This is a genomic window from Nostoc sp. ChiQUE02 (genome assembly GCF_034531305.2).
Lineage (GTDB): Bacteria > Cyanobacteriota > Cyanobacteriia > Cyanobacteriales > Nostocaceae > Nostoc.
This window is the reverse complement of the sequence record NZ_JAVRBN020000002.1, coordinates 311345-336325: the sequence shown is the minus strand read 5'-3', so window position 1 is coordinate 336325 and position 24981 is coordinate 311345. Positions and strand designations below refer to the sequence as shown.

Genomic DNA, 24981 nt, shown 5'->3' with positions numbered 1-24981 from the left:
ATTAGCTCAAGTGCTAATGACTAATGGCAATTACAAATGACAAAGGACAAAAGACAAAGGACAAAGGACAACAGACAACAGACAAAGGACAAAGGACAAATGACATTAACCGTTCGTGTAATTTCCCCAGATAAAACAGTATGGGATGCCCCAGCTGAAGAAGTTGTTTTGCCTAGCACTACTGGTCAACTAGGTATCCTAACTGGACACGCACCACTTTTGACCGCCCTGGATACTGGTGTAATGCGAGTCCGCGCCGCTAAAAATCAGAATTGGGAAGCGATCGCTCTTTTGGGTGGCTTTGCCGAAGTCGAAGAAAATGAAGTGACAATTCTGGTTAACGGCGCTGAACGCGGCGACAAAATTAACCTTGAAGAAGCCCGTGCTGCTTACAACCAAGCAGAAGCGCGTCTGAATCAAGTTACAGGAGACGATCGCCAAGCCCAAATCCAGGCAAACCAAGCCTTCAAACGCGCCCGCGCTCGGTTTCAAGCCGCTGGCGGTTTGGTCTAATTTAACTTTCTATTTCAACTTTGTAGGTTGGGCAATTTCCAACCTACAAGATATTTATTAATTTTAAAAAAATTACGCCAAGTTTAAGAAATCGAGGTCAGCCTTGGTGAAGTGTTAACTTAACTAATTAGTTGCCCAAATGGGCACAAATTATGAAAAGCTTTTCATCTTTGCTTGGTACTCGTAAACAAAATAAAGTAGCTCGTTTTGCAGCATCTATCGTAGCAACGTTAGCGCTTACTGGCAGCATTCATTCTGCCAATGCTACTTCTGTAAAAATAACTACTGCAAACGAAATCACTTCGGCATCAGTCCAGCTAAATCAGACTACACCAAATATTGCCCAGTTACAAACTAGCAGGACTCAATATCAAGCTGCTGGAATTGATCCTTTTGTAATGGTTCCCATCCTACTCGTCGGCGGTTTCGTCATATTCGTCCCCCTATTCTTTGGTGGACTTGTAGTTATTGGCGAACGGGAAGTAGGCATTGTAGTGAGGAAATTTACCCTTTCCGGGCGCGGAATCCCAGCCGGAGGACTGATTGCCCTTAACGGCGAAGCCGGTTTACAGGCAGATACTCTGGCTCCTGGTTGGCACTGGGGCTATTGGCCTTGGCAGTATTCTGTAAAGAAAGAGTCAGTAATTGTCGTTCCCCAAGGGGAAATCGCTTTAATTGTGGCGGCTGATGGCGCATCCAATCCACCAGAGCGCATCTTGGGTAAAATCGTCGATTGTGACAATTTCCAAGATGCTCGGAAATTCCTCACCCAGGGTGGCGAAAAAGGGCGGCAAATGGGTTTTCTCACCGCAGGTACGTACCGGATTAACACTGCCCTGTTTAAAGTCATTATGGCATCAAATGCCAGCGCTCATGGCATGGCTCCAGAACAGTTGCGGGTGTACAGTCTGGCATCTGACAAAGTTGGCATCGTCACTACCTTAGATGGTGTACCAATTTCTGCTGGTGAACTCGCAGGTCCCATCATTGACGGACACAACAACTTCCAAAATGGTCAGAAATTTATTAATGGCGGTGGGCGGCGAGGCTTACAAGAGCAAACTTTGCTTTCTGGTTCTTGGAACTTGAATCCTTGGTTTGTCCAGGTTGAGCAAGTGCCCATGACGGAAATTCCCATTGGGTATGTGGGTGTGGTGATTTCTTTCGTGGGCAAGGCACATCAAGATGTCAGCGGCGCAGCCTTCACCCACGGTAACTTGGTCAATCCTGGACATAAAGGTGTGTGGATCGAACCGTTGTATCCTGGCAAGCACCCGATTAATTCCCGGATTATGAAGATGGAACTAGTGCCAACGACCAACATTGTATTAAATTGGTCAGATCGCACCGAACGCCACAGCTATGATGCTCAACTGGCTTCCTTGACAGTGCGATCGCGAGATGGGTTTGCCTTTGATTTGGAAGTAGCACAAATTATCCATGTGGGTGCTTTAGATGCCCCAAAGGTAATTTCTCGCGTTGGTGCAATGCAAAATCTGGTAGATCATGTATTAGAACCGACTATCGGTAATTATTTCCGCAACTCAGCCCAAGACTATACTGTACTAGACTTTCTCACCGCTCGGAGTGAGCGACAAGCTGAGGCTGCTGAGTATATTAAAACAGCATTGCGGGCTTATGACGTGCAAGCGATCGACACCCTGATTGGTGATATTCAGCCACCAGCGTCGTTAATGCAGACACAGACAGACCGGAAAATTGCTGAAGAAGAACGCAAGACTTATGAAGTTCAGCAGATGGCGCAAACCCAACGGCAGCAGCTTGTCCGGGAAACGGCACTGGCTAATATCCAGCAAGAAATGGTGAAATCAGAGCAGAGTGTGCATATTGCTGAACTAAAAGCCCAAGCCCAAATCAAAGAGGCGAACGGTGAAGCTGAGGGGACAAAACTCCGGGCAATTGCTGAGGCTGAAGGTATTCGGGCCACAGGTAACGCCAAAGCTGAAACCTACCGCGCTGGTGTGGAAGCTTTGGGGCCACAAGGTTATACAGCAATGCAACTCATGCAAATTATCGGCGATCGCAATGTCCGCTTGATTCCAGATGTCTTAGTTGGCAGTAACAGCAGCAATAACGGCTTAGTGGATGGGCTACTATCCATGATTTTATGGAATCAAACTGGTAAGGGTGAATTGACACCAACACCTTTGCATCCGCAACCAGTAGTTACTAAAACACAACAAACCGCAGAAAACGGTCTTCCACCTATAGTTGTGAATTTTCCAGCGGATAAGTAACATTAGCAACATCCGGTAGGGGTGCATAGTTGTGCACCCCTACGAGAAAGGCAATTGAAAATGGTTATATTTTACTTTGGGTAGGCAAGATGCCTACCCTGTAATTCTGGCAGGGAAATTTTGCTTTTACAAGAATGTTATCGTTTAATGAAGCAGATTGGTAAAGGGGGATTCTGTAAAACCTTCCTCGCTGTAGATGAAGGTCAGTTTCCGCCAGTTCCTTGTGTCGTTCAAGAATTACCGCCAGAATCTGAAACATCTAAAACTTTTGATCAAAAGGCGCAAAAATTAGAAGATTTAGGAAGGCATCCCCAAATTCCCACTTTATTGGCTTATTTCCAACAGAACGGGCATCTCTATTTAGTGCAGGAGTTTATTGCAGGCACTAATTTAGCTCAGGTGATTGAGGAAGAAGGTGCTTTTGATGAAACTCAGATTTGGCAACTGTTAGAAGATTTGTTGCCAGTGTTTCAGTTTATTAGCGATCGCAACATCATCCACCGTGATATTAAACCTCAAAATATCATCCGTAGATCCCCAATGACCAAGAAGGGGGATTTCGTCATAGTTGATTTTTCCACTGCCAAAATCGTTACAGAAATTGATCGGCTAACATCTGAAACCAGTATCGGCAGTCCAGAATACTCTGCACCAGAACAAGCGAGGGGAAAAGCGGTTTTTGCTAGTGACTTATATAGCTTGGGTGTAACTTGTATTTACTTACTTACCCAGATTCCTCCCTTTGATTTATTTGATATTGCTAACGATTGCTGGGTTTGGCGAGATTATCTTACTAGTGGGATAAACAATCCCTTAGCGCAAATTCTCGACAAGCTGCTGCAAAATTCTGTTAACCGTCGCTTTCAATCAGCTGATGAAGTTATGCAAGCAATGGGTATGGAATGTAAAACTCAAAATTTTAAATTACCAACTCCTCCTTGGCGATGCTTGCATACTCTGAGTGGAGATTCTGGTGTGTTGGCTAGGGTGAATACGATTGCCATCAGTCCTGACGGTTGCACTTTAGCCAGTAGTGGTGATGACAAAAACATCAAATTGTGGGATTTAAATACCAAAAAAGTCTTAGCTAGCTTATCAGGACATTCCCAAGCTGTAAAATCAGTCACCTTCAGTCCAGATGGGAAAATTCTAGCAACTGCTAGCGACGATAAAACTATCAAATTGTGGCAAGTTGAGACATTAGAGGAAATCTGCACCCTCTTGGGACACTCACACACTGTAAAATCAGTTGCTTTCAGTCCAGATGGGCAGATTCTTGCTAGTGGTAGCTGGGATAAAACAATCAAACTCTGGGATGTAAATACTGGCAGAGAAATTTGCACCATAACTGGACACCAATTACAGGTAAATTCAGTGGCATTTAGTCCCCAAGGACAGCTTTTAGCTAGCGCTAGTTATGACAGAACAATTCGCCTGTGGCAGATACCTGCATTAGGAAGAGATAGGGGAGCGGGGAGCAGGCTTGCCGTGAGCGTAGTCGAACGGGAGCAGGGGGATATGAATAGTGCTGAGTTAAAAGACCACTCACAAGGGGCGGAGGACATTCCCCCTTTCCCCCTGCCCCCTGCCCCCTTGCCTCTTGTTCAAAACCGCCCATGCTATAGCTTGTTAAGCACCCTTTCGGGTCATGCATGGGCGGTTTTGACAGTCGCTTTTAGTCCCGATGGGAAAATTTTGGCGACGGGTAGTGATGATAACACTATTAAATTGTGGGAGGTAAACACTGGTCAGCTAATTTGCACACTTGTAGGCCATTCTTGGTCTGTGGTGGCTGTGGCTTTTACTGCCGATGGCAAAACGCTCCTAAGTGCAAGTTGCGATAAAACAGTTAAACTTTGGAGAGTAAGCACAGCAGAAGAGATTGTTACTCTCTCTGGTCATGTAGACTCAGTATCTGCTGTTGCTGTGAGCAAAGTTACACAATTAATTGCAAGTGCCAGCCGGGACAAGACTATCAAACTGTGGCAGCTTGTAGAACAGGACAATAGCTAATGTAATATCAAGCGCTACCTGTGAAGGCAACTTCCGGAAATTTCAACTGAGCTTCTGCCATTGGACGGTTTCTGCCTTCCTCTTGCCAGTAGTTAATCACTTCTGTCGCTTTATTAAGCAACTCGACACGATCTAGGTCAGTAATCCAATGTTTGGACTCTAATTCCTTTTTTAACTCTTCCCAGGCATCATTTCTGGGCCAAAAAAAGTACTTAGTCAAGGGACTTGTGCCTTTGCCTACAATTTGATCGACTGCTAGAGCAACGTTTTCGTCTAACCACAGAATTTTCAAAATAAACTTTGTCAATCACACCTCCGGGAATTTCCGGGCATTACTTAACTAGGATAGCGATCGCTTATTTTAACGCAATACCCTATCAAATGACCAAACAGTGATTGGATTGGGCTAGCATAAGGTGTAGTCGGCGCTAAAAGAGATGCTTATGACTACCCAACTGCCCCAATCTCAAACAACATCTGGTTCAGATTTGTATGAGCAAGACTTTTACCTGTGGATTCAAACCACGGCAGAACTGCTCAAGCAAGGTCGGCTTACAGAACTGGATTTAAAGAATTTGATTGATGAAATTGAAACAATGGGTAGGAGTGAAAAGAAAGCACTAAGAAGCAATTTGGAAGTGGTGCTAATGCACCTCTTGAAGTATAAATATCAAGCCGAGAAGCGCTCTGGTAGTTGGCGAGCAACAATTCGTGAGCATCGCAAATGCCTTAGAGAAGCTGTAGAAGAAAGTCCTAGCCTCAAACCCTATTTATATGAGGTTTTTGGTCTATGTTATGACGATGCTAGACTCTTGGCTGCCGATGAAACTGAATTGCATCTGGCTACCTTCCCCGAACAATCTCCCTTCACGCCAGAGCAAACCCTAAACCCCGATTTTTTACCTGAGTCATGAGCGCATTATGATAATTTAAAACTCTTTTGCTTCCTATCCCATGATTCAACCAACTTCTGCAAAAGCGATCGTTGTTTTCGATATTGATGGCGTTGTGCGCGATGTTGGCGGTTCCTATCGCCGTGCGATCGCAGATACCGTAGAATATTTTACTACCCAAGCATATCGCCCAACCCCACTAGATATTGACCAGTTGAAGTCTGAAGGCGTGTGGAATAACGATTGGGAAGCATCGCAGGAATTAATTTACCGCTACTTTGAAACCCAAAAACAGAGCCGTGAGCAACTGCAACTAGATTACAATGCGATCGTTGCATTTTTTCAATCCCGCTACCGAGGCCCAGATCCAAATAATTTTACTGGGTATATCTGTAATGAACCTTTATTATTACAACCTAGCTATTTAGAGCAACTTACCCAAGCCGGGATTGCTTGGGGATTTTTCAGCGGTGCTACTCGTGGTTCTGCTAACTACATTTTGGAAAAACGCCTGGGTTTGCAATCTCCGGTGTTGATTGCGATGGAGGATGCACCAGGTAAACCTGACCCCACTGGACTTTTCGCCACAGTTCGTGAGTTAGAGAATGGAATCGAACAAAAATTAGCGATCGTGTATGTGGGAGATACGGTAGCAGATATGTATACCGTTGAGAAAGCGCGGGGTCAAGATTCTTCTCGCACTTGGCTTGGTGTAGGCGTTTTACCGCCCCATGTGCAGGAAACAGCAGCGCGTAGTGATGCTTATGGTGAAACACTAATAGCAGCAGGAGCAGCATTAGTTTTGCGTAATGTGCAAGAATTAACCCCAAGGCAGATTCAAGAATTGGTGACTTCATCTGCTGAATCTGTGTTCTAAGATTAATCAAGCTAGGGGTGCATGAATACTAGCTGATAACAATCTTGCTTTAATCATTGGGAGATTAATAAAAATGTCTGCACTTAAACTGCCTAACGGTCCCCAAACTCACCCTTGGGTACAGACGTATCAATGGCTGACTAACCCAGTAAAATATATGGAAGACTGTGCTAAAAGCTATGGTGATATGTTCACTCTCCGAATTGGCCCAGTTTTTACTCCTCAAGTCTTCATTAGTAATCCTCAAGCAATTCAGCAGATTTTTACCACAGATCCAAAACAGTTAGATTCTGGTACAGCAGCAGGTTCAGGAACGCCTTTATTGGGGCCAAATTCTCTACTATCCTTAGAAGGAAAACCTCACCAGCGCCAGCGTAAACTGCTGACACCTCCTCTACATGGGGAAAGAATGCAGGCTTATGGTGATTTAATCTGTGAAATCACCAAGCAAGTAACTAGCGAGTGGCCAGTCGGAGAACGCTTTACAGTCTTGCCATCCATGCAAGAAATCTCCTTTCAGGTGATTTTGAAGGCTGTATTTGGTCTAAAGGACGGACTTCGTTATGAAAAACTCAAAGAAATCCTAATTGCTATCCTGAATCCAAAAAGACCTATTTTGCGGGCAATATTCCTCCTGTTCCCATTATTACGGCAGGATTTAGGACCTCGCAGTCCTTGGGGAAGTTTTCTACGTTTGCGACAGGAAATGGATGATCTGATCTATGCTGAAATTCAAGAGAGGCGATCGCTTGCTGATGAGTCTCGAAGTGATATTCTGTCTTTAATGATGGCGGCTCGTGATGAAGCAGGTGAGCCGATGACAGACTTGGAATTACGTGATGAATTGATGACTTTGTTGATTGCAGGTCATGAAACTACGGCTAGTTCTTTGGCATGGGCGCTGTACTGGATTCATCATCAGCCTGAAGTCCGTGAAAAACTGGTGCAAGAACTAGATAGCCTCGGTGACAACAAAGATGCAAACACCATTTTCCGATTACCTTATTTAAATGCAGTTTGTTCGGAAACAATGCGCCTATATCCAGTGGCGATGTTGGGATTAAATCGATTGGTTAAATCACCTTTAGAAATTGCAGGCTACAAATTTGACCCTGGTACAATATTGGTTCCTTGTATTTATTTGAGCCATCATCGAGAAGATTTATACCCCAATTCCAAGCAGTTTCAGCCAGATCGTTTTCTAGAACGCCAATTTACTCCATCTGAATATTTGCCTTTTGGTGGTGGTAATCGTCGTTGTATTGGCATGGCATTTGCGCTGTTTGAGATGAAACTGGTATTGGCAACTGTACTATCTAGTTGGCAAATGAAACTAGCTGAGACAAAGCCAGTACTGCCGGTTCGGAAAAGCGTCCTGTTAGCACCAGGCGGTGGTGTACCAATGATGGTAACTGGAAAGCGTCAGCAAAATCAGCGAGTTCTTGAGACTAACTTAGTGTAAAAAGTCTCAGAATCAAGTGGGAGCGATTGCTTTGCTTCCCTTTCGATTTACTTGCTAATTACTGGATTTTCAAGAACTTATCCAAAGCTGTAACTAGGCTGGGAGGCCAACGCCGGATATTTTTTACCCAGTCGATATCTTTGTAGCGGCTATCAAGTCCATAAGCTGCTACCCAGTTGCTTTCGGCTTCACCTTGTTCTCCATTTACCCAATATGCAGCTGTGAGGGCTGCACGCACATCAGCAAATTTGGAGTATTTACGGGCGATATTTCGCATTTCGCGGATTGCTTGCTCTTTTTGACCAGTTTCATAAAGAGCCAGGGCATAATTGGCACGGGCGAAGGCAAAATTCGGGGCTATCTCATTAGATTTTTTGTAGTCTGCGATCGCATCTTCCCATTTTCCTAAACCTGTTTTGGCATTACCGCGATTGTTATATGCCATCGCATCATTAGGATCAAGTTCTAAGACATGATTATAATCTGCGATCGCATCGTCCCATTTTCCCATTCCTTCTAACGCCGCCCCCCGATTCAAATATGGATCGGTGACATTTGGCGCTAGTTCTATCGCTTTGTTATAATCTGCCAGCGCCTCTTGTAACTTATTCTGACTCACCCGCGAATTTCCCCGGTTACTCCACGCTCCCGCATTCGTGGGAAATTGCTCAATAATCTTTGTCCAGTAAGTTTCAGCCGTCGCAAAGTCACCTTGATTCGTCGCTGCAAAGGCTTGATTTGCCCACTCATCACCTTGTTTTAACTGTTCTTGAGTAATGGGTGGTTGAGATTGTGCCACGACTGGAGTAGCCCAGCCAAACAGAATTAACAGACTGAGAAAAATACCAATCAACTTAATCATCTAGGTTTACCTAATTTGTCATTTGTCATTTGTCATTTGTCATTTGTCATTTGTCATTGAGCAGAGGAATGGACTTCAAAGACTCATTTACGAGTATCAATGCCCCATGCCCAATGCCCCATGCCCAATTTCCCATAATTACAATAATGACAATTGTTCATTAGGCGGCGTGAATCCCAAATGTTTATATGCAGCCTTAGTCGCCATTCTCCCACGATGAGTCCTAGTTAAATACCCAATTTGCATGAGGTAAGGTTCGTACACCTCTTCAATTGTTTGGGTATCTTCACCCGTCGCTGCTGCCATTGTTTCCAAACCCACTGGCCCACCGTTAAATTGTTCAATGATTACACTCAGCATCTGGCGGTCTGTCCAATCTAAACCGCAAGGATCTACTTGGAATAGTTGCAATGCCTCAGATGCAATGATTTCATTAATCTCGCCAGATATTTTTACCTCCGCATAATCACGTACTCGTTTAAGTAGCCTGTTAGCAATACGTGGCGTTCCGCGTGAACGACGGGCAATTTCAGTGGCACCATCATCTGTAACGGGTGTTTTGAGTAATTGAGCGGTTCGCAGTACAATTTTAGTCAGTTCGTCAACTTCATAAAATCGGAGTTTTTGAATCAAACCGAAGCGATCGCGCAGTGGTGAAGTTAAAGCGCCCACACGAGTTGTAGCCCCTACTAAGGTAAACTTTGACAGCGGCAAACTTCTGATGCGAGCGCTGGAACCCTTACCAATGGTAATATCTAAGCGATAATCTTCCATTGCCGGATAGAGAATTTCCTCCGTCATCCGCGAGAGGCGATGAATTTCATCCACAAATAAAATATCCCCTGGCTTGAGGTTCACCAGTAGCCCGACAATATCTCGTGGACGTTCTAAGGCTGGCGCACTGGTAATTTTGTAATTTACCCCCATTTCCGATGCTAAAATCATTGCCATTGTGGTTTTGCCCAATCCCGGCGGCCCATACAGCAGCAAGTGATCTAACACTTCACCACGAGACTTAGCTGCTTTGATAGCAATATCGAGCACATCCTTTAAATCTTTTTGCCCAATGTAATCGGCAAATCGCTGCGGTCGAATACCTTCTTCCTGCTTATCTTGTTCATCAATAGCAGCTTCAGGTTGCAAAATATTTTCTGTGGATGGTGTCCTCGCCGACTCTCGACGCTGTTTTGGTTCTCCGTTGGGTTCTGGAGGCTGTTTTTTCGAGGAGATTATCGCCATAATTCAGCTATCTACTTTTAAGGGACTGGAGACTGGGGACTGGGGAGCGGGGGGAGAAAGAATAATCAATGCCCCATTCCCCATGCCCGTGAAAATTTTCGTTTGGAAATACCCGCGCCAATTTAAAATTTAAATTCCGGTCAATTACCCAGAAGTACAAAAGTTATTATGTTATCTAAAAGAATCTTACCGTGCTTAGATGTGAAGGCGGGACGGGTTGTAAAAGGAGTTAACTTTGTCAATCTCCAAGATGCAGGCGATCCGGTAGAGCTGGCCAAGGTTTACAACGAAGCCGGTGCAGATGAGTTAGTATTTCTGGATATTACAGCTACTCATGAAGACCGAGCTACAATTTTAGATGTGGTCTACCGCACTGCTGAACAGGTCTTTATTCCATTGACTGTGGGTGGTGGCATTCAATCCTTAGAAAATGTTAAAGCTTTGTTACGAGCGGGCGCAGATAAGGTTAGTATTAATTCTGCGGCAGTGCGGGAACCAGACTTGATTAATCGGGCAAGCGATCGCTTTGGTAATCAGTGCATAGTTGTTGCTATTGATGCCAGACGCAGAAATAACCCGGAGAATCCAGGTTGGGATGTGTATGTGCGGGGTGGCAGGGAAAATACAGGCTTAGATGCTCTACTTTGGGCACAAGAAGTTGAAAAACGGGGGGCCGGAGAACTGCTAGTAACAAGTATGGATGCTGATGGAACCCAAGCCGGGTATGACATTGAGATCACACGGGCAATTGCCAATGCTGTAGAAATTCCAGTTATTGCTTCTGGTGGTGCAGGTAATTGTGAACATATCTACACAGCCCTAACTGAAGGCAAAGCTGAAGCAGCATTACTGGCATCCCTGTTACATTACGGACAATTAAGCGTAGCAGAAATCAAAAATTATTTGCGCGATCGCAACGTGCCAGTAAGAACATTCTCTTGATCCACCATTTATCATTTAATGACATCTATCTTAGGTTAGACACAGTTCCCTAAAAGGGTGTTAATATTATTTTACAAGTATTAACAAATATTAAAAAATATGTTGCTTCCTATTTTACTTTTTGATGTAGCCCTGGTGGCGTGGTCGCTGCACTTAATGGAAAGAGCCTACGAGAGTAAAGAATTTTCTCTCATGTTGGCTGGTACATTGGTTGCTCTGGCTGCTGCTGCCATGTTAGTAGTTTACTTTCTGATGGGGCACTGTATGACCTATTTGTTGCAAGTGTCTTTATGAGTGCTAAGTACTGAGTGCTAGAGGAGATATTTAAAATTTAGTTTCCACAAAAAGCTTGACAAAGCACCAATAATTAAGCCATTATTTATAATGGATTTTAAGGGGTTATAGCGCAGTTGGTAGCGCACCTCAATGGCATTGAGGGGGTCAGCGGTTCGAATCCGCTTAGCTCCATTCTCGTATTCCCTAACTTTTTTCATTCATTGTTGCGACAACAAGCACTAGTTGTCCAAAAAGGTCACTTTATGCTTGTTGTTCTCAAAGGACAACTAATGATTGTCATTGTCGCATAAAAGAGAGGGAAAGGAAGGCAAGGAAAAGCGTAAAAGAAATGATTGCTCGATGACTCGAAGCAAATTTAAGTTAGCATTTGCCTAATTGGCATTGTATGTCTTGCAATACTGTACGGGCTTCTGTGTATCTTAAGTATCCTGGCATACTCATCCGTTCTGAAACGCGGGCTTCAGACGGATATACTCCCTGATTAGGGTGTTGACTTTGATGAAATTTGGTGATTTTCGGTTCATGCTATTTTTGTGAGAGTGAAAAATCTCTCTCCTGTCATTGCGAGCGGAGCGAAGCAATGACTACACAAATTTTGCATGAATTTTTACTCCCTAAAAAGGCATAGAGTCTACAGCCTACTCCCTGATTGTGTAAACTTAGGGCAATTCATCGAACTTCATCGCAAGACTGCTGTACATTTCTCAGAAGAATCGCCTTTCTATCGTTGAGGTATTTGGCAGAGATGGCATGACATAAACTTGGAAAATGGCTAAAAATAGTTATTCTGTCGCATTCCAAACGCTTAGCAACCTCTTCCATTGATGGTGATCGGGAATCATTACTCTCATTGTAGGTGATGCAAGCCTCTAGAATGAGTGTGAATTGCGGCAAGCTTATACTTCCAATTTTGGTTTCCGGCAAAGTTATGCTTCCAATGGCTAAAATATGAATGCGATCGCCTAACGAGAAAATAAGCATCACAGCTTCGCTAACGGCAAAGTTATGGTTCCAGTGGCGGCAAAGTTATCATTCCACTCACAGAAACCGGATTTAGAGGGTGACAGAATGTAAAATATTAACTTATTGTTTACCTGTCTTTGAATAATCAGGGTGTCTAGTGACAGAAGAATTCAGTTATCAAATCTCACCGCCATTTTTGTCTGAGGGTAGCGATGGCGATCTTAATTTAGATTCAACCCTGCAAGAACTACCAATGTACAACTTCCCAGTGGAAATCAACCACACTGCTATGGAAGTGGCTAGTTTTTTGGAAAAATATCCCTTGCTACCAGGAGTAATTTTGGTAGAACAGGGACAGTTCATTGGGATGATTTCGCGGCGGCGACTGCTGGAATTTTTGATTCGCCCATTCGGACAAGAGTTATTTGTTCAGCAACCATTAGCAGTTCTCTACAGCTATGCGCGGACACCGATTTTGCTGGTTGCTGATACAACATCAATTTTAACTACGATGCAACTTAGCTTAAAGCGATCGCCAGAATTATTAGCAGAACCAATTGTAGTACAAACAGAATCTGGTGTTTATAGATTATTAGATGTCCAAGAATTAAATATTATTTCTTGGCAAATTCGGGGAATCGACAATTTAGTACGGTATGAACGCAGCCAAGCCCAAATGATTCAGAATGATAAAATGGCAAATCTGGGGCGTTTGGTAGACGGCGTAGCGCACGAAATTTTAGACCCAGTGGGTTTTATTTGGGGTAACATAACTTATGTTTCAAGCTACAGCCAAGATTTACTCAAGCTGATAGCGGCTTACGAGCAAGAGTTACCATCTGTTTCTCAGGCAATTAATCAGATTAAAGAAGAGATAGAATTTGATTTTTTAGAACAAGATTTGTCGCGATCGCTTGCTAGTATTCGCACGGGAGCAGAAAGATTAAAGAAACTCGTTACTAGCTTGCAAAACTTCTGTCATATCGATGAACTTTATCCCAAGCCAGTAGATTTACATGCCTGTATAGATAGTATTATTTTATTAATTAATAGCCGTCTTCAAGGAGAAATCGAAATCGTCAAATACTACGGTCAATTGCCTCCAGTATATTGCTTTATGGGGCAGTTAAACCAGGTTTTGATGAATATTTTAAGCGAAGTTGTCGATACTTTACTCAATGAGGCAGTGCGACAGCAGTTGCATTTAGAAGAGACAAATACTGTTCAAAAACCCCGAATTGAGATTACCACAGAAGTTATATCACAGGAAGCAAGTAACCAATATGCACCAGATTCTCGCTGGATCTTGATTCGCATTGCCGATAATGGGCCTGGAATGTCTCAAGAATTGCAACAGCAAATTATGGAATCTTTTTCACTTGAAACAAAAAATAGTAAAAATACTGGTTTAGCAGTAAGTTATCGAATTATAACCGTCAGACATGGCGGAAAATTAAATTTCCATTCACAGATTGATATAGGTACAAAATTTGAAATATTGTTACCTCTGGTCTAGCAACATATATTTAGAAACTTGTCCCACATACTAACAAGTTTCTCAAATAAACAATTACTCAAATACTGATTTTGAAATCAGCATGTGCAATATAGCCCCAGCCCCACCCTTAAAAAAGCAGGGCTGTTTCATTCCCTCACCTGAGTTCTTTATTATTAAAATATCGTTTTTAGCAAACTTTCGCCACTTTGATAAATTTCCCGTGCATAGTTAGTCCAAGCGCCTTGTCCCCAATAACGAAAACAACTGGTTTGCAGCAAAAGGTTATGTAGAAGAACGTTACGATATTGAGATTGTCTAGTAATTGGTTCTGCTGAGTCAGTTTGCAGTAATGGATCGATCTTTTGATGAAATAAACTACTTAATTGATACATGGGAGACAAAACATTTTCATATCCTTTTACCCAACTGATATGATTTGTCCACGAGGCTCCATCCAGATGAAAATTAGAGTTTGTTTGCTTTAATTCTTGAATGGCATTCTCTACAGCTTGCGGTTGAATATTATCTGGTGAAACTCTCTCCCAAATCTGATGTTGTCCCACTGGCTGACAAGTTGGATAGTCTTCAGATTTGCATCCCGCTGCTTCGATTAATTCTAAATATTCTGTACCACACACACCAACAACACCTGATTTTCCTCCCCCATTATTTCCCATATCCCACCAAGCTTGTTTAAAAGCGCTAGGAAATTCATTCATCATCACACCGCCATTTTCTCCATCACCAATTTGGCTAACTATTGGTGGTACAAATACATCGCCAATTTGTTGTTTGGATAATGTTTTCGCTTCATAATAAGGCTGCATCTGAGCAACTAATTTCGTATCCGAACCTTGGGTTTTAATTAAGGCTGTGATGCTAATTGTTTCGCCTTGAGAATTACGGGCAATTAGACGATGTGGTAAATGTTTATGAGTGAGAGATTGACCGGTAAGAGTTTCTACAGAATGTTCTTGAACGAGCAACCAGCGATATCCACATTCTTTCAGCGCTTTCACAAATTCAAAGAGAGCATCAGGGTGATTTGGTAGGTGCATTTCTGGAGGCGAAAATCCTTTAACTCGCGCTAGTGCTTCCCAGCCAAAAATTGCTGCAAAGTGATGTTGCCATGCAACGATCTGTAATTTAATATCTGCTATGGGTGTGGAAGGAATAACTGCATGGCTCCACATTGTACCCAGCCATTCTACATAAGGTTGGTAGTTGCGATCGCAAGTGATGCGTTTAAGGTTATCGAGAACATCACCGCGTCCCATTTGCCGCAGTCCCCACAGAAGATTACCTGAGTAATCCAACATCACACGCGGATTGCAACCTTGATTTACAAGTTCGGGGATCAAGTCTTTCATACGACTGTAACAATGAGCAAAAGGATCTGCATTATGGTTATCCCCTTCATGAGGATGTTCAAACATATATTGCAGATTGCTGATGAGTGTACCGCCATTTCCAGCAGGTATAGTTGGCTGGTGCATGTGTAAAGCGATCGCAAACACAGCATTTACATCTTCCAAGCGGATATTCGTTGTTGGTAAAAATACTGCTTGATCGTGGTTAACTACAGAGATAACCTCTGTTTCCCAACCAGAAATATTCGGTAAGCCATCAATGATTTCGGGCAAAGGAGTAAGCGTTGTGGGGAAGGAAAGCATTTCTAGTTGCTCCGAAATAAGTTAAATCTATAAAATTTGCAAGAGTATCTAATAGCACCTGACTCAGCACAGATACAATAAATATCCTGAGCCATAACATTTTTAATTTGGTGATTTTCAGTAACTGCGAACTCAGGCAAGTCTAGTAATCATCGGTGCAGTCTACCCAGATATTCGCATCTTTGGGTTCTATTTATTGATAAAGTTTGTTTACCGTCTAGTAATACGCCAGATTTAGTCAGAAATTTATGAGCAGCGGGGATCAGCAAAATATAGTTAGTCTATGCAGATTGCCGATGTCTAGAGTTAGAAGCTGATTGAGTTGGGTTGGGTAAGAATGGCTGATTGCGGTCAATCTAGTTGATTTGGTTGGGTACTCCCGTTTTTACCTTAAATGTAAAGGCAATTGACCGCAGAAGAGAAGGCGATCGCTTCTCCAAATTTAGAACTTATGTGCAGATACGCAAGAAATCATGTTCTTGACAAGAACATGTCGCCGAAACGATGGATTCTCGTCAAAAAACTCAGTTTCGGCATCAGTTTCTGGAGTTTTTCATTCGGCTGTTGTTTTCTTGGTGCCGCCGGAGTAGCGATTCTTAAAATTAGCTCTAGCAACCAAGGGGCGAGGCGTTGACACAATACAGCTAAATGACTTTGCCATCCGACTAAAATTTCTGGTGCATCCCTTTGCATTCCGGCGACGAATGCTTTAGCCACTTCCTGGGTAGTCATGGGGATCACCCAGCGAAATAATTTTAAGCCACGTACCATGTCTGTGTCTGTGAGGGAAGGCAGTAATGCAATCACTCGGATATTGTATTCAGCTAGTTCCTGGCGCAAGGCTTGGGTAAACCCTAAGATGGCAAACTTGGTAGCTGAGTAAGTCGCCATCGTCGGTGCTGCAACTTTCCCCATCAGACTCGATACATTGACGATTGTCCCTTGTCTTTGGCTGGCCATGCGGCGAGCGATCAGACTGGTGAGGTTATACATTCCTAACAAGTTCACAGAGAGTTCTTCTTGAACTTGAGGCATTTTGGATTGCAAAAACGAATTTTGGTAGGCGACTCCCGCACAATTCACTAGCAGGTGAATCTGTCCGTAATTACGCCACAGTTGGGCAACAGCGATATTTACTTCAATTGTCTGCGTCAAATCTAAGGCCACGATCGCAGTTTCTGTGCCCATCGCCTCGATTTCGTTGGCTACCTCGACTAACTTTTGGCGATCGCGTGCCACCAATATCAGCCGCTTGATGCCTTGTTGCGCTAGTTCGAGGGCGATCGCTCGTCCAATCCCGCGAGAAGCTCCTGTAATTAGAGCAACTTTACCTTGAATCTCCATTGGTTTTATCCTCCAAAATTTAAGTCTTACCAAACTCTTCGTTATTGCCGATAAACTCAAATCTTGAGCTATTCACTTATCGGCACAAGGTAAGACAAATAATCAATCGCAATTGAAATCAAACTGAAACTAAACCTTTACCAACGAGATATTTCTTGGTTAATCTGCAATCCCTCATAATTCTCTATACGAGGCAGAAATTTCTCGTTCTTAACCCGTCAATCCTTAACACACTTGGCTGAATGCATGTAGCTCATAGATTTTACTTCTCCTAGATCCGAGCGCTCATCAGCATCGTTGTCATACACACGTTAGCAATTAAATCAAGGTATTGCAATATTCTTTAATAAGGATTTCTTAATACTTCTTAACGACAAGCATATATATAAAAAAGATTTTATTAAATAAGTTTTTATGAATACCTCAGTACAAATATCTTAATTTCCTGACAAATAGCCTCTGTTTTAGGAAATTGCTATGTCTAATTCATAGCTTAGAAACAAAAAAGACATATAGATTTTGGTTGATGGTTGCAACAGTTAGAGTTTCTAATTAATTCACAGAATTGCAACAGTATATTTACTGTTTTATTAAAAATAAAGGTAGATGATTTTTATTTTTTGAAAATAATAGAATAGGCTAGTTTATTGTCTTAAACTATCTGCCAAAACTTTGGAACAAATGGTAATTTGTTTAGGTTTATCTTTGAGTTAATCAAAGGAATCCTTGAGACTTGCATCTCTATAGCAAACTTTCATCATTCGTGAATAATAAGATCCCCGATTTCTCTAAGAAGTTGGGGATCTAAACTGTAAGTCAACATGATTCCTAATTGATTATTCTGCTTACACAGATCAACTACGTGGATTTACTTAATTAGTAATTATTAACCCACAGTTAAATCGGCTTGCTTGGAGCAAAGATAGACATTGGCGTAAATTATTGTATTTTCCCAACTTCCTAGAACTAAGGAGAAGTAGGAGTAGGTTTAGATTTTGATGGTTTGGCTGACTGGGCAGTTGACCCATTCCAAATTTGATTGAACTGAGCTACCGATAACGACTGTAAAATACTGAGATTAAGCGGCTCTTTACTGATAAATGTGGCGTAGGAAGGCTGCAAATAGGAACGGTATTCAGGGCGGTTAAGTAGATGGGTTTCTAAAAAAGCGACGCTGAGGGCGTTGAGATAGGAATAAACAGCAGTACGATCGGGGCCCAGCAAGGCAGGTGGCACAGGTAAGACATCATTCTCAGAAGTAGGTTCAGCGATCGCAGAAAAGTGGGTAGCGTTTTCAATCAAAGCCAAATACTTATTGGGATCAGAAAGCCAGGTAAAAGGGCGAATTTGCTCAAAGACAGGTGGCGCAAAAATATCTTGACTACCTGCTACCAGCATTACCGGAATTTTAATTTGACTGACTCCGCTCTCACCCAAAATTGAGCTGTCAATCGGGTTAATCGCCATGATTACCTTGATGCGATCGTCTTTGAGTTCGTAATTTAGCGGCGGTAACTCAGTTGCTTGACACTGCAAAATCAACGATAAATTAAAAGATGAATTATTGGGATTACAATCTTGGCGCAGTTGCTCAAAGTTAATCTTTGCTCCTGCGAGAGTCAAAACAGTATAACCACCAAAGGAATGACCGATCGCTCCAACTTGCTGAAAATTGAGTTTTCCTTGGAGGGTAGGATCGGATTTATCTAGCCGTTCGAGTTCATCAAGTAGAAACTTAATATCCAAAGGTCGGTTGATAAATTCTGCTGCTTCTGGCGGCCCTGCCAAACCCGCAAAATATTGCTGAATACGTTGGGCATTACTACCAGGGTGTTCTAGTACAGCAATGGCAAAACCATAGGATGCTAGATGTTCAGCCAGATAGACAAAGGGAGAGCGGTCTGAGGCGACACCATGAGAAATTACAATCAGGGGAAAGGGAGACGACGGAGAGTTCTGAGTTGGGAGTTCTGAGTTTTGAGTTGTAGGTAAATAGATATCTACCGGTAGACGGCGATTGCGAGAAATGTCATTTAGCTCCAAGGTTTTTTTCTGCCAGCGGAATTTTCCTGGCGATCGCAAATCTGGTTGTTTTGAGAAGTCAACGGTTGAATTGGCTGCTTGAGCGATCGCCTCTTTTTGAAGAAAAGCTACAACTTCATCTCTTTTTTTGAGCAATTGTGACAAGTCATCAACTATCTTTAGCCCTTCTGTGAAATTCACCCGCATAGTATTGCTGGGAAATTTACGCAGCAAATTCACAACCGTTAAACCGTCTTGATCGGCAGCAGCCAAAATCAAAGAGGCACGTATGGCATAAAAGCCGTTATTTCGAGACTCAGTCAGGAGTAATTCTCCTAGACGTTGCATTAGCTGCTCGCCTATGGGTGAGTAGGTAACTTGAGATACTAGTGTAGGAGTAACATTGAACCTTTGCTGGAGCAGATCCCGCAGTTGAGTGAGTTGTTGAGGAGTAGCACGACTAGCATAAAAGGAAAGTTCGTCATCGATTTTGCCTTCTTTAGCAAAAGTTTCTAGCGAGTCCACAGATAAAGAGAATTCGCCGAAGGGAGGGTAAAAAAAGCTAATGCGTTCAGCTCCCAATCCGGGAGTAGCAGTCAGAAACGTAGATAGCAAACCTAAACCCAGATATCTCAAAAATTTTTTCATTAGAAAAACCCACTGTCTAACCCTGCCAAACAAGTTTGGACAGAGAGGAAAGCGGGGCGGGATCTATAACCGCTTTCCTGTTTACACAAGCTAAAAGCACAAGAAAGCAAATACTTACATCCATAGTTTCGCATATACGCAATAATCGGCACTCAACTAAATTTCGGTATGCTAAGGGGCACAAATTTTATTGGTGTCAATTTAAGGTTAAATCAACGGTTAGAAACCTCATCTACGCAGGCTTCCTCACCTATCGTGCTTGCGCTGCACTCTGCGTATAGTAAGGGGCTTAAGCCCCTTGTTTCTTTTAGCCCACAGAGGGTGAGCTTTTGTTTGTGTGTCCGTAAACTCTGCGAATTCTATTCGCCCTGGCTTTAAATTGACACCAGCACACAGATGTGATCCCCTACTTATTGTCCTGAACGATCAAAACACATGGGTAGCAAATTTTTCAGCCAAATAGCATCAGTAGGGCGATAATAGATATAGAGATCAAAATATTTTATATGTCCTTCGCCTCCTGCGCCTGTTGTGTTGTCGTCCTCAACCAACAACAAGAGCAAAATATCTCCCACCAAAACCAGTGTCCGGATGTGCCAGTTAACCACAGCAATAACATGGTTAAAAGTTGCACTGTAGTTGAAAATGGCCGGGTGATCGTTAAACCCTTACAACCACCACTTAATCAGACTTCTGAGTAACTTTCACAAATTTCAAACCTTTAATCTAAAGGTAAAACATCGTGGAAGCGGTTGTAATCAATGTAGCGATGTCCATCGGGTGTGTGGTGGAAAATATCGACAAATTGATTGTTCCACAAAATCTCATTAGCACCATAACTATGACGGGCATGGACGACCTGTGCAACCGTTTCATCAATGCCACTCAAAGAGATTATCAACATAGTATTTGTCTGGGTTAACGATTCTGGTGTCATCCCATATAGAGGACTAAACTCATCAATGACATGCATCACTGACCAGCTTAATGTGAAGCTAGGTGTTTGGTTCCTCAGCAGTTTGAGATCGTAGAACCGACGCATGAACTGCCCTTCTAGGGTGACATCGTCGCGCATCAAGTAGACTCGCATCTGCGCCTCCAGAATCATATTGCGACGCTGATTAGCGGTGCGAAATATGAGAGTCGGCATCGCATTGTGAGATGTAATCACTGCTACACGACTAAATAGCACACGAGCTGTAGGTCGAGAGAATCGAGCAAACGCTAGTCCCGTCATTACAGCAATTCCCACCAAACCAATCATTGCTTCAATGGTGACAATAATGTTGGCGTAAGTTGTTTTAGGATACATTGCCCCATAGCCAATGGATGCTAGGGTTTGGACGCTAAAGAAGAAGACATCTAAAAAAGAGCCAGGTCGGGCGTTGGCAATACAATCTCCTCCTATCAAGTAAGCTAGGGCAAATAGAGCATTAATAGTTACATAGAAAGTACAAATCAGGATCAGAAAGCCAGCCCAGGGAATCGTTAGCAGCAAATGGTAGGGATCGCGCCAGTAAGAATGCCATTCACCCATACCCATAATCTCAAATTTTCCATCTCGAACTTGAATCTGAATCGGTGGGATCAGACGCTGTCGTTTCTTCCGTGAAAGTCTCTTTAGTCGAAATTTCATTGCAAGTAGCCAAAAGAACGGCAACTGCTTAGTATTGTAAATTAAGTTGCTTTAGAGACATTCCAGTTATCTGCAAGGGAACGAAAATTTCAACTTTCTTTGCCTAAATCCACAAAAAAATAGGGTAAGCAATGCCTACCCTACTAATTTATCTGCTAGAAACTTATTTTTCTGGCTTTAGTGATTGATCTTTAGAACAGCGGTCAAACCACTCCTGGTATTTTTTCTGGTGTGACTCATCTTCAACAGCAATGGTCACTCGCACCTGCTTACATCCGTGATTTTGCTCTAGTGCGATCGCATTCAACAGTAAACTGGCAGTTTTAGGCGAGCTGAATTCACCACTTACTGTTAAACCGCTGTTAAAACGTGTAAATTCAAGTCTTTCTACTTCGGTCAAGTCAATACCAGAAATTTCCTCTTGTCCTAGATCAATTTCTGCGAGTTGTTTGTGTTCTGGGCTAATTTGCTCCACAATTAGCTTTTCACGCCGGACAGGAACTTGTACCATCCGAGTTTCGATTTGTTTGCGAACAATTACCTCACCAACTTTACGTTTACTGCTTTCAACAACTAGTCGTTCTTCTAGTAAGCGAATAATCTGTTCTTCGGAAACCTCTTCTAAATCTACTGGCTCAAATGAGCTATTTGTAGTTTGATTATTGCCTAGTTGCTCAGTTGAGTTTTCTGACAGAGCGCCTGGTGTTTCTGTTTCTAAATATTCAGGCATATATTCAATTTCTGATTTGTTTAAGTCTATGAAAACAGATTGAGTCGGCTTGTCGATTTTTTTTATTCTCTGGCTCTGTACTTGAAATAAAGAAGGATGCTTATCGACTAACTGCTGACCATATTCTAGAGTCTGTTGATTCGCCTGGTTAGATATAACTAGATTTAGCCGACGATTAGCATCCACAGTTAAATCATGAACTATTCCTACTAGCTGACCTTGCTTATCGAACACAGCAAAATTCTTCACCTTCTGTCTTAAATCTGCCAGTGAGGTGTTAGTGCGATTCTGGTTTGCCTGTCCAATGTTTTTTGCCGTCAGTTGGCCATTCATATGCAAAATTTATGAACTGCTTTCTACTTAGCTAAATTAAATGTATTGATGTCTGAATTCCATTTAGAAAATATTTGCGATGAATGTATTTATCCAATCCATATCTCAATAGGGTTCAGTTAGCGCCAAAAACCTTAAACTACGTAGGTTGGGGAGCCACTGCGCCCTTACGGTTTCCCGACTTGTTCGCGTAGCGTCTCCCCTTGGGAGAAGCAAGTGGCGTTTGAGGAACGTAGACTCAAAGAGGCTTCCCGCAGGGTAACCCAATATTTCCGGGACTTTGTTGGGTTGGGCTTTGCTTAACCCAACCTACAATTTTTCATGAACTGAACCGTATCGATCCATATCTAGAGCAATATTCGCAATCCAAAATCTAAAGTGGTATCAGCTATTGCAAGCACAGGTAAAGCTAAATCAACAGCTTCACCTGCACTGTGTTGTGTCGAATAATGATTAGTCATTAGTTACTAGCTAATGACTATATATAATTAGCGTTCTTCAATTGGAAGATTACCAGAATTCACATCTAACTCTTCACGACGCACAGTTTCTTGAGTTTCAACTGTGTCTTGATCTACCACTTTTCTAACTCTAACTTCTTCACGCAAAAATGCTTCTTTGCGAACTTCAGGAGTTTCTTCGTGGATTTCTAAGCGAGCAACTTCACCTTCACGGAAATCTGCTTCGCGCCCAGAAATGGCAGTACCTGCATCTGCTGGAGTTACACGCTCAATCACCACTCGCTCTCTTTCTACTGGCACTGCAACCCGTGCAGTATCAGTCTCAACATGCTTGCCAATTGTTACTTCTCCAGTTTTTTGGCGTCGTTTACTGGCAATCAGCCGTTCTTCATACAATCTCAGAGTTTGATGATCTTGCTCATCTAACCCGTATAAAGAAGGCTCATGCTCGTAAGTATAGCTATCACGATTGTAAGTAGGCGTAACTGGTTGCTGATAGGTTGCATCTACTGGTGCTGTAGCTTCCAATGGTAATGATGCATCCACAGGTCGGGTATAGTCAGTGGGTCGGCGATATACCCCACGTACCCGTTCTTCATAGTCGTAATCGAGAGCTTGGCGTTCATTGAACTCAGGTAAATCTTCTGCTTGCTCTCTAGTTAAACCAATGGTATAAACGCGATCAACGTTATAGTCGATACGGGCACGACCAATTGGTAGTAATACTTTTTTACCAAAAATCCAAAATCCTAAGTCAACGACTAAATAGCGAAAATGACCTTCTTCATCAACTAAAACATCGCTGACAGTGCCAATTTTTTCATCAGTCCCTTGCGTATAAACCCCAAGCCCCTTAATATCGTGACCTTCAAACGTATCACGGTAGCTAGGCTCAAAATCTTCTAGTTTGTAAAGAACCATTATCTTAACCTCAAAAATTTTCTTCTGATCTCCTAATAACTAAACTAGACATTTATTTATTTGTATACCTCCTTCTGCCGAATGAATTATTTCCAGAGTTAAAAATCAAAAGTTATAGATATTTTTTATTGATGGCATATAAAACAATATGGCTAACTGGAGGCACGAATTTGGGAGCATCTCACTTTTTTTTGTAAAATTATGTTTAGTTTTATCCCATGTAATTTGTCAAATATTTTAAAATTAAATGCTCACCACCACATTTCGCATCTTTACAGAGTTGACCAGAAGGTAAATTTTTGACAGGCTTAAATAACCAACTTCTTAGACAAGTCGGCAATCTTGTTATTGAATAAAAAAAACACAGGCAGAGATAACAATAAACTTTGCCTGCATGATTATTTCAGATAATCCACCAAACAAATTTATTAACCAGCTAATTAAATAGCTTCATGTGTAGTGGTACCATTTTCTTGCACATGTAAATTACCCGCAGTATCAACATCTAACTCTTCTCGACGAATGGTGTCTTGTGCTTCCACAGTGTCCCGTTCTACTACTTTCTTTACTCGGACTTCTTCACGCACAAAGGCTTCTTTATGGATCTCAGGCGTTTCTTCGTACACTTCTATGCGTGCTACTTCGCCTTCTTGGAACTTAAGTTCATTGGGATCTACAACCTTTCCTGTTTCTGTTGGCACAACTCGCTCAATCAGAACTCGTTCTTTTTGAATAGGTACTGTAACGCGTGCAGTTTCTGTTTCAATATGCTTACCAACCGTTACCTCTCCAGTTTTGATGCGGTGTTTGTTGGCAATTAATCGTTCTTCATAGAGTCTAAAAGTTTGATGATATTGCTCATTCAAACCGTATAAATCTGGCTCTTTCTGGTAACTGTATGTATCGCGATCGTAACTCACACCAGTGGTTGAAGAACGAAATACCCTACGGACATTTTCTTCGTAATCACGATCAACGATCGTGTCTTCTTTGTACTCAGGTAAACTTTCTAATTGCTGTCTGCTTAACCCATCAACATAGACACGTCTTGCAGGATAATCAATCCGGGAAAGACCAATTGGTAGTAATATTTTTTTACTAACAAAATCTAAACTTATATTAATGATTAAATAGCGAAAACGACCATCGTCATCAACTAAAACATCAGCAACTGAACCTACTCTCTCTCCTCCCTCAGTATAAACATCCAGTGCTTTAATGTCGTCTCCGCCAAAAGTTTCTCGATAGTTTTGGTCAAAATGTTCAAGTTTGTGAAGAGGCATACGTTGTTCCCAAGTTGTTTATCAAGTTTATTTACTAGTCTAAAAAATATTGTGCTAAGTCCCCTCCTGCTGGCGACTGAGTTCAGTTGAGATATTTTATGATTTATAATTCA

The 24981-nt window shown here is 42.3% G+C and carries 20 protein-coding genes and 1 tRNA gene; 11 read left to right on the top strand and 10 right to left on the bottom strand.

Translation table 11 applies throughout. The features are described 5' to 3' along the window. Positions 1–99 precede the first annotated feature (99 nt). From atpC to RM347_RS03630, 3 genes are all read left to right on the top strand, one after another. Complete coding sequence (gene atpC, locus RM347_RS03640) at positions 100–513, top strand: ATP synthase F1 subunit epsilon (protein WP_322718117.1); 414 nt, start codon at positions 100–102, stop codon at positions 511–513. Positions 514–665: 152 nt separating this feature from the next. Further along, the gene (locus RM347_RS03635) at positions 666–2771 is read left to right on the top strand and encodes an SPFH domain-containing protein (protein ID WP_322718116.1); all 2106 of its coding nucleotides are present in this window, start codon (positions 666–668) and stop codon (positions 2769–2771) included. Positions 2772–2918: 147 nt separating this feature from the next. Then, the gene (locus tag RM347_RS03630; protein ID WP_322718115.1) at positions 2919–4784 is read left to right on the top strand and encodes a serine/threonine-protein kinase; all 1866 of its coding nucleotides are present in this window, start codon (positions 2919–2921) and stop codon (positions 4782–4784) included. A 7-nt stretch (positions 4785–4791) separates the two neighbouring features. Here the strand turns inward: RM347_RS03630 and RM347_RS03625 are convergent, their stop codons facing one another. After that, positions 4792–5091: a 30S ribosomal protein PSRP-3 gene (locus RM347_RS03625; protein WP_012410744.1), complete on the bottom strand. Its 300-nt coding sequence runs from the start codon at positions 5089–5091 to the stop codon at positions 4792–4794. Positions 5092–5227: 136 nt separating this feature from the next. On the opposite strand from RM347_RS03625, the gene RM347_RS03620 reads away from it, so the two are divergent. The 3 genes from RM347_RS03620 to RM347_RS03610 all read left to right on the top strand — a co-directional run bounded on the left by RM347_RS03620 (position 5228) and on the right by RM347_RS03610 (position 8016). Then, positions 5228–5698: a DUF29 domain-containing protein gene (locus RM347_RS03620; protein ID WP_322718114.1), complete on the top strand. Its 471-nt coding sequence runs from the start codon at positions 5228–5230 to the stop codon at positions 5696–5698. A gap of 40 nt (positions 5699–5738) precedes the next feature. After that, complete coding sequence (locus tag RM347_RS03615) at positions 5739–6554, top strand: TIGR01548 family HAD-type hydrolase (protein ID WP_322718113.1); 816 nt, start codon at positions 5739–5741, stop codon at positions 6552–6554. A 73-nt stretch (positions 6555–6627) separates the two neighbouring features. Continuing rightward, complete coding sequence (locus RM347_RS03610) at positions 6628–8016, top strand: cytochrome P450 (protein WP_322718112.1); 1389 nt, start codon at positions 6628–6630, stop codon at positions 8014–8016. Positions 8017–8074: 58 nt separating this feature from the next. Here the strand turns inward: RM347_RS03610 and RM347_RS03605 are convergent, their stop codons facing one another. Beyond that, positions 8075–8878, bottom strand: a complete 804-nt coding sequence (locus RM347_RS03605) for a tetratricopeptide repeat protein (RefSeq protein WP_322718111.1) — start codon at positions 8876–8878, stop codon at positions 8075–8077. 138 nt (positions 8879–9016) lie between these two features. Continuing rightward, positions 9017–10117, bottom strand: coding sequence for a Holliday junction branch migration DNA helicase RuvB (gene ruvB, locus RM347_RS03600; RefSeq protein ID WP_322718110.1), 1101 nt, complete (start codon positions 10115–10117; stop codon positions 9017–9019). Positions 10118–10285: 168 nt separating this feature from the next. Between ruvB and hisF the strand changes: the two genes are divergently transcribed. The 4 genes from hisF to RM347_RS03580 all read left to right on the top strand — a co-directional run bounded on the left by hisF (position 10286) and on the right by RM347_RS03580 (position 13835). After that, entirely contained in the window at positions 10286–11059 is a 774-nt protein-coding gene (gene hisF / locus RM347_RS03595) for an imidazole glycerol phosphate synthase subunit HisF (RefSeq protein WP_322718109.1), read from the top strand. A 99-nt stretch (positions 11060–11158) separates the two neighbouring features. Beyond that, complete coding sequence (locus tag RM347_RS03590; protein ID WP_100901219.1) at positions 11159–11353, top strand: hypothetical protein; 195 nt, start codon at positions 11159–11161, stop codon at positions 11351–11353. A 101-nt stretch (positions 11354–11454) separates the two neighbouring features. Next, positions 11455–11527 (top strand) — tRNA-Ala (locus tag RM347_RS03585). 949 nt (positions 11528–12476) lie between these two features. Next, complete coding sequence (locus tag RM347_RS03580) at positions 12477–13835, top strand: sensor histidine kinase (RefSeq protein WP_322718108.1); 1359 nt, start codon at positions 12477–12479, stop codon at positions 13833–13835. A 155-nt stretch (positions 13836–13990) separates the two neighbouring features. Here the strand turns inward: RM347_RS03580 and RM347_RS03575 are convergent, their stop codons facing one another. The 3 genes from RM347_RS03575 to RM347_RS03565 all read right to left on the bottom strand — a co-directional run bounded on the left by RM347_RS03575 (position 13991) and on the right by RM347_RS03565 (position 19504). Continuing rightward, a complete protein-coding gene (locus RM347_RS03575; protein ID WP_322718107.1) occupies positions 13991–15490 on the bottom strand; it encodes a glycosyl hydrolase family 57 in 1500 nt (499 codons plus the stop codon). Between the two features lie 471 nt (positions 15491–15961). After that, positions 15962–16834 (bottom strand): SDR family NAD(P)-dependent oxidoreductase, encoded by an 873-nt coding sequence (locus tag RM347_RS03570; protein WP_322718106.1) that lies wholly within the window; start codon positions 16832–16834, stop codon positions 15962–15964. 966 nt (positions 16835–17800) lie between these two features. After that, complete coding sequence (locus RM347_RS03565; protein WP_322718105.1) at positions 17801–19504, bottom strand: alpha/beta hydrolase; 1704 nt, start codon at positions 19502–19504, stop codon at positions 17801–17803. A gap of 506 nt (positions 19505–20010) precedes the next feature. Between RM347_RS03565 and RM347_RS03560 the strand changes: the two genes are divergently transcribed. Further along, the gene (locus RM347_RS03560) at positions 20011–20205 is read left to right on the top strand and encodes a hypothetical protein (protein ID WP_322718104.1); all 195 of its coding nucleotides are present in this window, start codon (positions 20011–20013) and stop codon (positions 20203–20205) included. A gap of 20 nt (positions 20206–20225) precedes the next feature. Here RM347_RS03560 and RM347_RS03555 read toward each other — a convergent pair whose 3' ends face one another. The 4 genes from RM347_RS03555 to RM347_RS03540 form a co-directional block, all read right to left on the bottom strand. Further along, on the bottom strand, positions 20226–21140 hold the full coding sequence (locus RM347_RS03555; RefSeq protein WP_322718103.1) for an ion channel: 915 nt from the start codon (positions 21138–21140) through the stop codon (positions 20226–20228). Between the two features lie 163 nt (positions 21141–21303). After that, positions 21304–22203 carry a YsnF/AvaK domain-containing protein gene (locus RM347_RS03550; RefSeq protein ID WP_322718102.1) on the bottom strand — a complete coding sequence of 300 codons (900 nt, stop codon included), beginning with the start codon at positions 22201–22203 and terminating at the stop codon, positions 21304–21306. 488 nt (positions 22204–22691) lie between these two features. Then, the gene (locus RM347_RS03545) at positions 22692–23585 is read right to left on the bottom strand and encodes a DUF2382 domain-containing protein (RefSeq protein WP_322718101.1); all 894 of its coding nucleotides are present in this window, start codon (positions 23583–23585) and stop codon (positions 22692–22694) included. Between the two features lie 440 nt (positions 23586–24025). Beyond that, on the bottom strand, positions 24026–24868 hold the full coding sequence (locus RM347_RS03540; RefSeq protein WP_322718100.1) for a DUF2382 domain-containing protein: 843 nt from the start codon (positions 24866–24868) through the stop codon (positions 24026–24028). Between the last annotated feature and the right edge of the window lie 113 nt (positions 24869–24981).